The 12652-nt window shown below is 55.4% G+C and carries 8 protein-coding genes and 2 tRNA genes; 5 read left to right on the forward strand and 5 right to left on the reverse strand.

The features are described 5' to 3' along the window. Window positions 1–23: 23 nt before the first annotated feature. The 3 genes from purU (at window position 24) to K7B04_RS18555 (ending at window position 1233) form a co-directional block, all read left to right on the forward strand. Window positions 24–866, forward strand: coding sequence for a formyltetrahydrofolate deformylase (purU, locus tag K7B04_RS18545; RefSeq protein WP_163448661.1), 843 nt, complete (start codon window positions 24–26; stop codon window positions 864–866). A gap of 163 nt (window positions 867–1029) precedes the next feature. Then, window positions 1030–1114: transfer RNA gene (locus K7B04_RS18550), tRNA-Tyr, on the forward strand. A gap of 34 nt (window positions 1115–1148) precedes the next feature. After that, window positions 1149–1233 (forward strand) — tRNA-Tyr (locus tag K7B04_RS18555). Window positions 1234–1413: 180 nt separating this feature from the next. Here K7B04_RS18555 and narI read toward each other — a convergent pair. From narI to K7B04_RS18580, 5 genes are all read right to left on the reverse strand, one after another. Continuing rightward, window positions 1414–2091 (reverse strand): respiratory nitrate reductase subunit gamma, encoded by a 678-nt coding sequence (gene narI / locus K7B04_RS18560; protein ID WP_064544999.1) that lies wholly within the window; start codon window positions 2089–2091, stop codon window positions 1414–1416. Continuing rightward, window positions 2091–2801: a nitrate reductase molybdenum cofactor assembly chaperone gene (narJ, locus tag K7B04_RS18565; RefSeq protein WP_167575716.1), complete on the reverse strand. Its 711-nt coding sequence runs from the start codon at window positions 2799–2801 to the stop codon at window positions 2091–2093. Before narJ ends, narI begins: the two co-directional genes overlap by 1 nt. Beyond that, complete coding sequence (narH, locus tag K7B04_RS18570; protein WP_223802713.1) at window positions 2798–4336, reverse strand: nitrate reductase subunit beta; 1539 nt, start codon at window positions 4334–4336, stop codon at window positions 2798–2800. Before narH ends, narJ begins: the two co-directional genes overlap by 4 nt. After that, window positions 4333–8076, reverse strand: coding sequence for a nitrate reductase subunit alpha (locus K7B04_RS18575; RefSeq protein WP_223802714.1), 3744 nt, complete (start codon window positions 8074–8076; stop codon window positions 4333–4335). The genes narH and K7B04_RS18575 overlap by 4 nt, the downstream gene beginning before the upstream one ends. Before the next feature lie 392 nt (window positions 8077–8468). After that, entirely contained in the window at window positions 8469–9860 is a 1392-nt protein-coding gene (locus K7B04_RS18580) for a NarK family nitrate/nitrite MFS transporter (RefSeq protein WP_163448665.1), read from the reverse strand. A gap of 310 nt (window positions 9861–10170) precedes the next feature. On the opposite strand from K7B04_RS18580, the gene narX reads away from it, so the two are divergent. Together narX and narL are read left to right on the forward strand one after the other, a co-directional pair. Next, window positions 10171–11970 (forward strand): nitrate/nitrite two-component system sensor histidine kinase NarX, encoded by a 1800-nt coding sequence (gene narX, locus K7B04_RS18585; RefSeq protein WP_223802715.1) that lies wholly within the window; start codon window positions 10171–10173, stop codon window positions 11968–11970. Continuing rightward, window positions 11963–12613 (forward strand): two-component system response regulator NarL, encoded by a 651-nt coding sequence (gene narL, locus K7B04_RS18590; protein ID WP_065356687.1) that lies wholly within the window; start codon window positions 11963–11965, stop codon window positions 12611–12613. Before narX ends, narL begins: the two co-directional genes overlap by 8 nt. Window positions 12614–12652 lie beyond the last annotated feature (39 nt).

Raw genomic sequence — 12652 nt, forward strand, 5'->3', positions numbered from 1 at the left:
TCATCAACAGGATTTACCCGGCAATGCACTCCATTCAACGAAAAGTACTACGCACCATCTGCCCTGACCAGAAAGGCCTGATCGCGCGCATCACCAACATCTGCTACAAACACGAATTGAACATCGTGCAGAACAATGAATTCGTCGACCACCGCACCGGACGTTTCTTTATGCGTACCGAACTGGAAGGCATCTTCAACGACGCCACCCTGCTCGCAGATTTAGACAGCGCGCTGCCGGAAGGTTCCGTACGCGAGCTGAATCCTGCGGGACGCCGCCGCATCGTTATTCTGGTGACGAAAGAGGCGCACTGCCTTGGCGATCTGTTGATGAAAGCCAACTACGGCGGCCTGGATGTCGAAATTGCCGCCGTCATCGGTAACCACGAGACTCTGCGTACGCTGGTTGAACGTTTTGGTATTCCGTTCCAGCTGGTCAGTCATGAAGGGCTGGCACGCGAAGAGCACGATAAATTAATGGCCGATGCCATCGAAGCACACGAGCCTGACTACGTAGTGCTGGCGAAATATATGCGCGTGCTGACGCCTGAGTTTGTCGCCCGTTTCCCGAACAAGATTATCAACATCCACCATTCATTCCTGCCGGCGTTTATTGGCGCCCGCCCGTACCATCAGGCCTACGAGCGCGGCGTGAAAATTGTCGGTGCGACCGCACACTACGTGAACGATAACCTGGATGAAGGTCCAATCATCATGCAGGACGTTATTCACGTCGATCACACCTATACGGCAGAAGACATGATGCGAGCCGGTCGTGACGTCGAGAAAAATGTACTGAGCCGCGCGCTGTATCAGGTGCTGGCGCAACGCGTTTTCGTTTACGGTAATCGCACGATTATTCTTTAATCGTTAGCGAAATGAATTGATTAGCTTTAACCCGTTGCGGATAAAAAGCAGGCAAACAGTTCATTTTCGATAAACGAATGCTTTACAGCGGCGCGTCATTTGATATGATGCGCCCCGCTTCCCGAGAAGGAAGCAGGCCAGTAAAACCAAGCATTACCCCAGTGGTGGGGTTCCCGAGCGGCCAAAGGGAGCAGACTGTAAATCTGCCGTCATCGACTTCGAAGGTTCGAATCCTTCCCCCACCACCATCTTCAAGCTTTACCTACAATTTGAATTGCCCCTGGTGGGGTTCCCGAGCGGCCAAAGGGAGCAGACTGTAAATCTGCCGTCATCGACTTCGAAGGTTCGAATCCTTCCCCCACCACCATCATCTCCGGTAGCACCTCTTTCCATTAAATATTCAAATCTCTCTCAGTCATTTCTTTTATTTCTCTAGCTCTATCTTGCCTCTCTGCCATATATATCCCAGCGGCGCTGCGCTTGGCCGGGGAACAGACCGCACAAAAAAACCCCGCCGAAGCGGGGTTTAGAGCGTCACAGCACCGTATTAATGGCGTGCACGAACAATCTGATACTTGCGGGTCAGGTACTCGACCGGCACGCTCCAGATATGTACCAGGCGCGAGAATGGGAACAACAGGAACAGCGTCATGCCCAGCACCAGGTGCATACGGAAGATAAAGGCTACACCGTCCAGATGTGCGGAGGCGCCACCATGGAAGGTCACCACGGACTGCGCCCAGCCGACCAGCTTCATCATTTCACTCCCGTCCATATGCTGGGCGGAGAACGGAATGGTCAGCAGCCCCAGCGCGCACTGAATAACCAGCACGGAGAGTACCAGAATATCGGCGCCGGTCGTGGTCGCACGCACCCGTGGGCTAAACAGACGGCGTTTGAGCAGCAGCACACCACCGACCAGGCACATCAGACCTGCCGCACCACCGCCAAACATCGCCATCTTCTGTTTCACTTCCAGTGGCAGCCATGCTTCGTACATCCAGTGCGGGGTCAGCATCCCCAGGAAGTGACCAGCAAATACCCCCAGAATCCCGATATGGAACAGGTTCGATGCCAGGTTCATCCCTTTGCGATCCAGCATCTGGCTGGAGGCGGCACGCCAGGTGTACTGGCCGTAGTCATAGCGCAGCCAGCTGCCAATCAGGAAGACAGAACCCGCGATGTACGGATAAATGTCAAAGAAGAACATATTCAGGAAGTGCATTATTGCTGTCCTCCGTTAGAGATATTCAAATATTGCGGGGCCACGGCTCCGGCAAAACGACGCTGGTGATTGGCGATTTCCGAATCACCGCAGCCCTGGTCGGCAAAGAATTTCACCTGCTCTTCTTCCCACACCGCATCCAGCGCCTGTGGCGTATCATCGCGGGCTTCGTCCGCAATTTTTTCCGCCACTTTCGCTTCATCTACCGCGCTGTTGGCGAGCTTCAACAACTGTTCGAACAACACCGCATAGCGGCTCTCACGCTGTTGCAAGCGCGCGCAGAGCAGCGCCAGAATCGGCGCGATATCCTGTAGGCCACCAACCGCTTCACTCTCTGGCAATTGTGCCAGATACTCCAGATACAGCGGCAGGTGATCCGGCAGCTCGCGGCTGTCGAGGACCAGACCGTGCTGCTCATACTGATTCAGCAGATCGACCATTGCCTGCCCGCGATCGCGGGATTCGCCGTGAACATGTTCGAATAGCAGCAGCGAGGTGGCGCGACCACGGTCAAACAGTTCACTGTAGGCCGCCTGAGCGTCCAGCAGATCCTGCGCGGTTAAATCACGCAGGAAGATGCCCAGCGCCTGAGCATCCGCTTTTTCCAGTTTGTCTGATTCAGACAATACGTCGAAGAGTTCGCCTTGATGCTGCCATAAGGCAGCATCCGGGTACTCAAGGAGACGTGAAATCACCACGAGTTCAATCATGCGTGCGGCTCCGTTTTGCTGCTCACATCCACCGAATCGATACGGCGGCTGTTGAACAGGTTGAACTTGCTGTCCGAACCGTGGCATCCGTCACCGAAGCTAAAGCCACAACCGTTTTTCTCCGGGAACGCTTCGCGCGCTTGTTCACGGTGACTGCTTGGCACCACAAAGCGGTCTTCGTAGTTGGCAATCGCCAGATAGCGGTACATTTCCTGCGCCTGTGCTTCGGTCAGCCCCACCTCTTCCAGCGCACGGGTATCGATAACGCCATCGACGGTTTCCGTACGTTTGAAGTGACGCATCGCCAGCATACGTTTCAGCGCCAGCAGCACCGGTGCGGTGTCGCCTGCGGTCAGCAGGTTCGCCAGGTATTGCACCGGAATACGCAGACTTTCAACGTCCGGCAGGATACCGTTGCTGCCCAACTCGCCCGCATCGGCGGCGGACTGAATCGGCGACAATGGCGGCACGTACCAGACCATCGGCAACGTACGGTATTCCGGGTGCAGCGGCAGCGCCAGCTTCCAGTCCATCGCCATTTTGTAGACCGGCGATTTCTGCGCCGCGTCAATCACGCTCAGCGGGATACCGTCTTTCTGCGCCTGTTCAATCACTTTCGGATCGTTCGGGTCGAGGAACACGTCCAGCTGACGCTGATACAGATCTTTCTCGTTTTCGGTGCTGGCTGCGGTTTCAATCGCATCCGCGTCATACAGCAGCACGCCAAGGTAACGAATACGGCCTACGCAAGTTTCTGAACACACGGTCGGCTGACCCGCTTCAATACGCGGATAGCAGAAGATGCATTTTTCAGATTTGCCGCTCTTCCAGTTGAAGTAGATCTTCTTGTACGGGCAACCGGTAATACACATACGCCAGCCGCGGCACTTGTCCTGGTCGATCAGCACAATGCCGTCTTCTTCACGCTTGTAGATGGCACCGCTTGGGCAGGTTGCCACGCACGCCGGATTGAGGCAGTGCTCGCACAGGCGCGGCAGGTACATCATGAAGGTGTTTTCGAACTGGCCGTACATCGCCTTCTGCATGTTCTCGAAGTTTTTGTCTTTCGACAGCTTCTCAAACTCACCACCAAGGTCATCTTCCCAGTTCGGGCCTTTGGTGATTTTGTCCATACGCTTGCCGGTAATCAGCGAGCGCGGACGGGCAATGGGCTGTGCCTTGCTATCCGCCGGTGCGTTGTGCAGCGTCTGGTAGTCGAAATCAAACGGCTCGTAGTAATCATCCAGACCCGGCAGATGCGGGTTGGCGAAGATTTTACCCAGCAGCAGCGCTTTGTTGCCCATGCGCGGCACCAGTTTACCGTTGATTTTACGGATCCAACCGCCTTTGTATTTCTCCTGGTTTTCCCAGTCGGTCGGGAAACCGGTGCCCGGTTTGGTTTCAACGTTGTTGAACCACGCGTACTCGGTCCCTTCACGGCTGGTCCAGACGTTTTTACAGGTGACTGAGCAGGTATGACAGCCGATGCATTTATCGAGATTCAGCACCATGCCGACTTGTGAACGAATTTTCATTTTACGCTCTCCTGTACCTGGTCATTGCCTTCGCCATCCAGCCAGTTAATGTTCTTCATCTTACGTACCACCACGAACTCATCACGGTTAGAACCTACGGTGCCGTAGTAGTTAAAGCCGTAGGCCAGGTGCGCATAGCCACCAATCATATGGGTCGGTTTTGGCGTAATGCGGGTCACCGAGTTATGGATACCGCCGCGCTGACCGGTAATTTCTGAACCCGGCAGGTTCACGATACGTTCCTGCGCGTGGTACATCATGGTCATCCCGGCCGGTACACGCTGGCTCACGACCGCACGCGCGGTCAGTGCACCGTTGTTGTTGAAGACTTCGATCCAGTCGTTATCTTCAATACCGATCTCTTTGGCATCTTCTTCACTCATCCATACCACCGGGCCGCCGCGACCTAAGGTCAGCATCAGCAGGTTGTCGCTGTAGGTGGAGTGAATGCCCCATTTCTGGTGCGGCGTCAGGAAGTTCAGCGCCTTCTCCCGGTAACCGTTGGATTTCTTACCCATCACCTCTTTCACCGAACGGGTGTCGATAGGTGGACGGTAAACCAGCAGGCTTTCACCGAAGTCACGCATCCACTGGTGGTCCTGATACAAGGACTGACGACCCGAGAGCGTACGCCATGGGATCAGCTCATGAACGTTGGTGTAACCTGCGTTGTAGGAAACGTGTTCGTCTTCCAGGCCAGACCAGGTCGGGCTGGAGATAATCTTGCGCGGCTGCGCCTGAATATCGCGGAAGCGAATTTTTTCGTCTTCTTTATTCAGCGCCAGATGGGTGTGGTCGCGACCGGTAAACTCGCTCAGCGCCGCCCAGGCTTTCACCGCCACCTGACCGTTGGTTTCCGGCGCCAGAGTGAGGATCATCTCTGCGGCATCAATCGCGGTATCCAGCATTGGCTGACCTTTCGCCGGGCCTTCCGCCTTGGTGTAGTTGAGCTTACGCAGCAGATCCATTTCGCTCTGGGTGTTCCAGGCAATACCTTTACCGCCGTTACCGATTTTCTCCATCAGCGGACCGATAGAGGTAAAGCGCTCGTAGGTTGCCGGGTAATCACGTTCAACCGGAATAATGTGCGGCGCGGTCTTGCCAGGAATCAGATCGCATTCGCCTTTTTTCCAGTCCTTCACGTCTAACGGCTGCGCCAGCTCGGCAGCGGAGTCGTGCTGAATTGGCAGCGTGACGACATCGGTTTCTTTACCGAGGTGGCCAACGCAGACTTCAGAGAATTTCTTGGCGATGCCTTTGTAGATTTCCCAGTCGCTTTTCGACTCCCAGGCCGGATCAACGGCGGCAGACAGCGGGTGAATAAACGGATGCATATCCGAGGTATTCATGTCGTCTTTTTCATACCATGTCGCAGTCGGCAGCACGATGTCGGAGTACAGACAGGTGCTCGACAGACGGAAGTCCAGCGTCACCACCAGATCCAGCTTGCCGTCGAGGCCATTATCCTGCCATTCCACTTCTTCCGGCTTCACGCCGCCCTGCTTGCCGAGATCCAGCCCCTGAATTCCGTGCTCGGTACCCAGCAGATACTTCAGCATGTACTCATGACCTTTACCGGAAGAGCCCAGCAGGTTAGAGCGCCAGATGAACAGGTTACGCGGATGGTTTTTACCGTTCTCCGGCTGTTCAGCGGCAAAGCGGATAGAACCTTCTTTCAGCGCCTTAACGGTGTAATCCACCGGGGTCATGCCGGCTTTTTTCGCTTCATCGGCAATGCGCAGCGGGTTGGTGCCTAACTGCGGCGCAGACGGCAGCCAGCCCATGCGTTCTGCGCGCACGTTGAAGTCCAGCAGATGACCAGTGTAGCGAGATTTATCCGCCAGCGGGGACAGCAGCTCCTGCGCGGTAACCGACTCATAGCGCCATTGGCTGGAGTGGTTATAGAAGTAGGAAGTGCTGTTCATGTGACGTGCCGGACGCTGCCAGTCAAGCGCAAACGCCAGCGGCTGCCAGCCGGTCTGCGGACGCAGTTTTTCCTGGCCTACGTAGTGTGCCCAGCCGCCGCCGCTCTGACCGACGCAGCCGCAGAACACCAGCATGTTGATCAGGCCACGATAGTTCATATCGAGGTGATACCAGTGGTTCAGACCGGCACCAACGATGATCATCGAGCGACCATGCGTCTTATCTGCGTTATCAGCAAATTCACGCGCGATACGGACGATCTGTGCGCTGGAAACGCCGGTGATTTTCTCCGCCCACGCCGGGGTGTACGCTTTAATATCTTCGTAGCTGGTCGCGCAGTTTTCATCGTTCAGACCGCGTTCCAGGCCGTAGTTCGCCATGGTCAGGTCATAAACGGTAGTTACCAGCGCGGTGCTGCCGTCTGCCAGCTGCAGGCGTTTCACCGGCAGTTTGTGCAGCAGGATGTTTTCCAGCTCAACGCTGGCGAAGTGTTCGGTGCCGTCGCCGCCAAAGTACGGGAAGCCAACCTGAGCCACGTCGTCGTGGCTGCCCAGCAGGCTGAGGCGCAATTCAACCTCTTCGCCAGTTTTACCGTCGCGCTGTTCGAGGTTCCACTTACCTTTATCGCCCCAGCGGTAACCGATTGAACCGTTTGGCGCGATCATTTCACCTTTTTCATCAAAGGCGACGGTTTTCCATTCCGGATGCTCTTCCTGACCCAGGCCATCCACCAGATCCGCTGCACGCAGCATACGGCCCGCGGCGTAGAAACCATCACGCTCTTCCAGCATCACCAGCATTGGCATGTCGGTGTAGCGGCGAACGTAATCGGTGAAGTACTGGCTCGGTTTGTCGAGGTGGAATTCACGCAGCATCACGTGGCCCATCGCCAGCGCCATCGCCGCATCGGTCCCCTGCTTCGGTGCCAGCCACAGGTCGCACAGCTTAGCGATTTCAGCATAGTCTGGGGTGATAGCGACGGTTTTGGTGCCTTTATAGCGAACTTCAGTGAAGAAGTGCGCGTCCGGGGTACGCGTTTGCGGAACGTTGGAACCCCAGGCGAGAATGTAGCTGGAGTTGTACCAGTCGGCGGATTCCGGTACGTCGGTCTGTTCGCCCCAGGTCTGCGGAGAAGCTGGCGGCAAGTCACAGTACCAGTCGTAGAAGCTCAGGCAGGTGCCGCCGATCAGGGAGAGATAGCGGGCGCCGGAAGCATAGGAAACCATCGACATCGCCGGGATCGGCGAGAAACCTGCCACACGGTCCGGGCCGTAGGTTTTGACGGTGTAAACGTTGGAGGCGGCAATCAGCTCGTTCACTTCCTGCCAGGAGGAGCGTACGAAGCCACCGCGGCCACGCGCTTGCTTGAAGCTTTTTGCTTTGTCGGCATCTTCAATAATGGATGCCCAGGCATCAACCGGATCGCTGTGCAGTTTCTTCGCATCACGCCACATTTTCATCAGGCGTTTACGCATCAGCGGGTATTTCAGACGGTTGGCGCTATAAAGGTACCAGGAATAGCTCGCCCCACGCGGACAGCCGCGAGGTTCATGGTTTGGCAGATCCGGACGGGTGCGCGGGTAATCGGTCTGCTGGGTTTCCCAGGTGACCAGACCGTTTTTAACGTAGATTTTCCAGCTGCAGGAACCGGTGCAGTTTACGCCGTGCGTGGAGCGCACAACTTTGTCATGCTGCCAGCGGCTTCGGTATCCATCTTCCCAATCCCGGTTGGTATCTAGAATCTGTCCGTGCCCATCGGCAAATGTTTCACCCTTTTGTTTAAAGTAGCGAAACCGGTCCAGGAATTTACTCATCGGGTCTCTCCTGTTTGGAGCCTGACGGCTCTCTGATAAATCGACATTGCTGAATTTGCAGCGAAGTTAACGCGCTGAAAGATGGAGGGAATTGATAACGATCAAGGCGGGCAGGCTTAACAATTGCGGCCAAAAACTCACATACCACCAAGGTGGTATACATTTGTATTTTATAATGCATTGTAAAATAAAGATTTTTATTAAATGGATAATGTTTCAGTCTGTAAAAAAGGGGCCATCTGGTATTAAGGGGTAGAGTCCCTTTCCCCTCCTGCTAAGCCCATTTTGGCACGCTGCCAAAATCGTCGTAACACCAACAGTATGTTGTAACTAACCAGGAATGTAATAAAGGCGCGAAAACTCGCGCCTTTATTTTTAAATAACGTTAAGCGTTATTTTTTCGCTTTGCGACCATATACTGCCCAAGTCACCACCACACAAACAATATAGAACACAAGGAACACCTTCATTGCGCCAGCCGGTGAGCCGGTTAAATCCAGCGAGGTACCGAACGCTTTCGGAATAAAGAAGCCGCCGATAGCGCCAATCGCCGAGATAAAGCCCAGCGCTGCCGCCGTATCGGTCGCCGCTTCGCGCATTGCTTTCTCGTCGGAACCGCCTTCGGCTTTCACGCGATCCATCGTCAGCTTACGGAAGATCACGGAAATCATCTGGAAGGTGGAACCGCTGCCCAGACCGGCCGTCAGGAACAACGCCAGGAAGACTACGTAGAAGGCGATGAAGTTACCGCCCACGCCGTTGGTTGGCAGGGTCATAAACAGCAGCGCGCTAAATACCGCCATCAGGATAAAGTTAATCAGCGTCACGCGAGTCCCGCCCAGGCGGTCGGAGATAGCCCCGCCCGCAGAACGCGCCAGCGCGCCGATAAACGGCCCGAAGAAAGCGTAGTGCAGAATCTGAATGTCCGGGAACTGGGTTTTCGACAGCATGGCAAAACCGGCGGAGAAACCGATAAACGAACCGAAGGTTGCCAGATACAGCAGGCTCATGATCCACAGGTGACCACGCTTCAGAACCGGCAGCTGTTCTTTCAGCGATGCTTTAGAGGTCGCCAGCTCGTTCATACCAAACCAGGCCGCAAGGGTGAAAATGGCCAGGAACGGCACCCAGATCCATGCCGCGTTCGCCAGGAACAGCTCTGAGCCGTCAGGCTGCTGTACGCCCTGGCTACCAAAGGCGGCGAAGATAGACAGCGAAATCGCCAGTGGAGCCACCAGCTGCATGACGCTCACGCCCATGTTACCCAGTCCACCGTTCAGGCCCAGCGCGCCGCCCTGCTTCTGTTTCGGGAAGAAGAAGCTGATGTTAGCCATGCTGGACGCAAAGTTTGCGCCGGCAAAGCCGCACAGCAGAGAGATGATGATAAAGATACTAAACGGCGTAGAGGTATCCTGCACCGCAAAACCGAGCCATACGCATGGAATGATTAAGATCCCGGTGCTGAACGCTGTCCAGCGACGGCCGCCAAACATCGGCACCATGAAGGAATAAGGCACGCGTAGCAGCGCCCCTGACACAGACGGCAGCGCCGTCAGCATGAACAGTTGGTCGGTCGTAAACTGGAAGCCCACTTTTGGTAAATTGACCGCAACGGCGCTGAACAACATCCATACGCAGAAAGCCAGCAGCAAGCACGGTACTGAAATCCACAGGTTCCGGCTTGCAACGCGATGGCCGCGTTCCTGCCAGAATGCCGGATCTTCCGGACGCCAGTCGGTAATGACAGCGCCGGTTGCCCTTTCAGGAGCAGTGGAGTGACTCATAGACACCTCTGATTATTAATATCAACCCTCGCACCTTAGGGTTTACACCGCGAGGTAAGTTGATATAAATCAAAGGAAAAGTGGGCTACAGAATGGGCAAAAAAACAGCATCATCCTTAGGGAGTAGTCTTTTTTGTCTAAAAAAACCTGTTTTATCACACGGCTGTTACGTTGCTACCCCTCTCCCCCCGGCACCTTTACTATTATGGAAATAAAGGAGTAACTCCTTAGGGGTATGGGTATACTCCAGGCGATAGTCGAAAATAACGCCACTCGCCGGAGAGCCTTCCGTCAGGAGCTGTAACGCACAATGTTTAGACGCTTTTTTACACCACTCACGTTGGTGAATCAACTGGCCCTCATCGTCCTGCTCTCTACCCTCATCGGGGTGGCCAGCATGATGATTTCCGCACGCCTGGTCAACGGCGTCCAGGGCAGCGCGCACGCCATTAACCAGGCAGGCTCTCTGCGTATGCAGAGCTACCGTCTGCTGGCGGCCATTCCCGTGCAAGAGCACGACCAGCCCTTGTTTGATGAAATGCAAAAAACCGTCTTCAGCCCGGAGCTACAGCTGGCGGCAGAACGTGATGGCCAGGTGGCACAGCTCAAAGCGCTACAGCAGTACTGGCTGAATCATCTGGCGCCCGACATTCGCGGCGCACAAAGCCAGGATGAAGTGAATGCCGATGTCTCGGGCTTCGTCGACCGCATTAATCAGTTAGTCACCGTTTTCGATCACACCACCGAAGAGCGCATCTCTCACGTGGTGTGGATGCACCGCCTGATGGCTTTTTTCATGGCCGTGCTGTTTATTTTCACCGTCTTCTGGCTACGTACACGCCTGCTGCATCCGTGGCGTCAGCTTCTGCGGATGGCGGAAGCCATCAGTCATCGTGATTTTACCTATCGCGCGCAGATCGGCGGACGTAATGAAATGGCAACGCTGGGCATGGCGCTGAACAACATGTCTGCCGAACTGGCCGAAAGCTATGCATCGCTGGAACGCCGGGTGCAGGAAAAAACCGCCGGTCTGGAGCAGAAGAATGCCATACTCTCCTTCCTGTGGCAGGCGAACCGCCGGCTACACAGCAGCGCACCGCTGTGCGAGCGTATTTCGCCGGTATTGAACGGCCTGCAACAGCTGACGCCGCTACGGGAAATTGAAGTGCGGGTCTACGACACTGAAGATGAAGAGAACCACCAGGAATTTAGCTGCCATTCAGGCTGGGAATGCGACGATAAAGGCTGTTACCTGTGTCCACGGGACGTTGATATGTCGGCGACCGAAGGCGCGACGCTCAAATGGCGTCTTACCGACCCGCGCAATCAGTATGGCATTCTGCTGGCCACCCTGCCCCATGGTCGCGAGCTGAGCCACGATCAGCAGCAATTGGTCGACACGCTGCTCGAACAACTAACCTCGACGCTGGCGCTGGATAAACAGCTGGAGCGTCAGCAACAGCTCATCGTTATGGAAGAGCGCGCCACCATTGCCCGCGAGCTGCATGACTCCATCGCCCAATCGCTCTCATGTATGAAAATGCAGGTCAGCTGTCTGCAAATGATGCAGAACGAACAGTCGTCCGCAGAAAGCCGCGAACTGCTTGGCCAGGTCCGTAACGAGCTAAACACCTCGTGGGCGCAACTGCGCGAGCTGCTGACCACTTTCCGCCTGAAGCTGACCGAGTCGGGTCTGCGCCCGGCACTGGAGTGCAGTTGTCTGGAATACAGCAAACACTTTGGTTTCCCGGTCCAGCTGGACTATCAGCTACCGCCGCGCTACGTCCCGTCGCATCAGGCCATTCACGTGCTGCAAATTGCCCGTGAGGCACTCAGCAATGCGCTGAAGCATTCACAGGCCAGCGACGTGAAGGTGACCGTTACCCAACAGGGTAATCAGGTCAAACTGGTGGTGGCGGATAACGGCTGCGGTGTGCCGCTGCACGCTGAACGCAGCAACCATTATGGTCTTATTATTATGCGTGACCGCGCGCAGAGCCTGCGTGGCGATTGCCAGGTTCGTCGCCGTGAAAGCGGCGGTACTGAAGTCGTGGTCTCGTTTATCCCTGAAAAATCGCTTTCAACTTTCCAAGGAGAAATCCATGAGTAATCAGGAACGGGCTACCATCCTGCTAATTGACGATCATCCCATGCTGCGTACTGGCGTAAAACAGCTGGTCAGTATGGCATCGGATATACAGGTTGTGGGCGAAGCCAGCAACGGCGAGCAAGGCATTGAACTGGCAGAAGCGCTCGATCCGGATCTGATTTTGCTCGATCTCAACATGCCCGGCATGAACGGTCTGGAAACCCTCGACAAGCTGCGCGAAAAATCACTCTCTGGCCGCGTGGTGGTTTTCAGCGTTTCTAACCATGAAGAAGACGTCGTCACTGCGCTCAAACGCGGTGCCGACGGCTATCTGCTAAAAGATATGGAGCCGGAAGATCTGCTGAAAGCCCTGCAGCAGGCTGCAGCGGGCGAAATGGTGCTGAGTGAAGCGTTAACCCCGGTTCTCGCAGCCAGCCTGCGCGCTAACCGTGCGACCTCCGATCGTGATATCAATCAGTTGACGCCACGCGAACGCGATATTCTGAAACTGATCGCTCAAGGCCTGCCGAATAAGATGATCGCTCGTCGCCTGGACATCACCGAAAGCACCGTCAAGGTGCACGTGAAGCATATGTTGAAGAAAATGAAGCTGAAATCGCGCGTTGAAGCCGCGGTCTGGGTGCATCAGGAACGTATTTTCTGACTGCCCGCTCCTTAATTGTCGTGACAGCTCCTGTCACGC

The organism is Kluyvera sp. CRP (assembly GCF_019930565.1).
Lineage (GTDB): Bacteria > Pseudomonadota > Gammaproteobacteria > Enterobacterales > Enterobacteriaceae > Kluyvera > Kluyvera georgiana_A.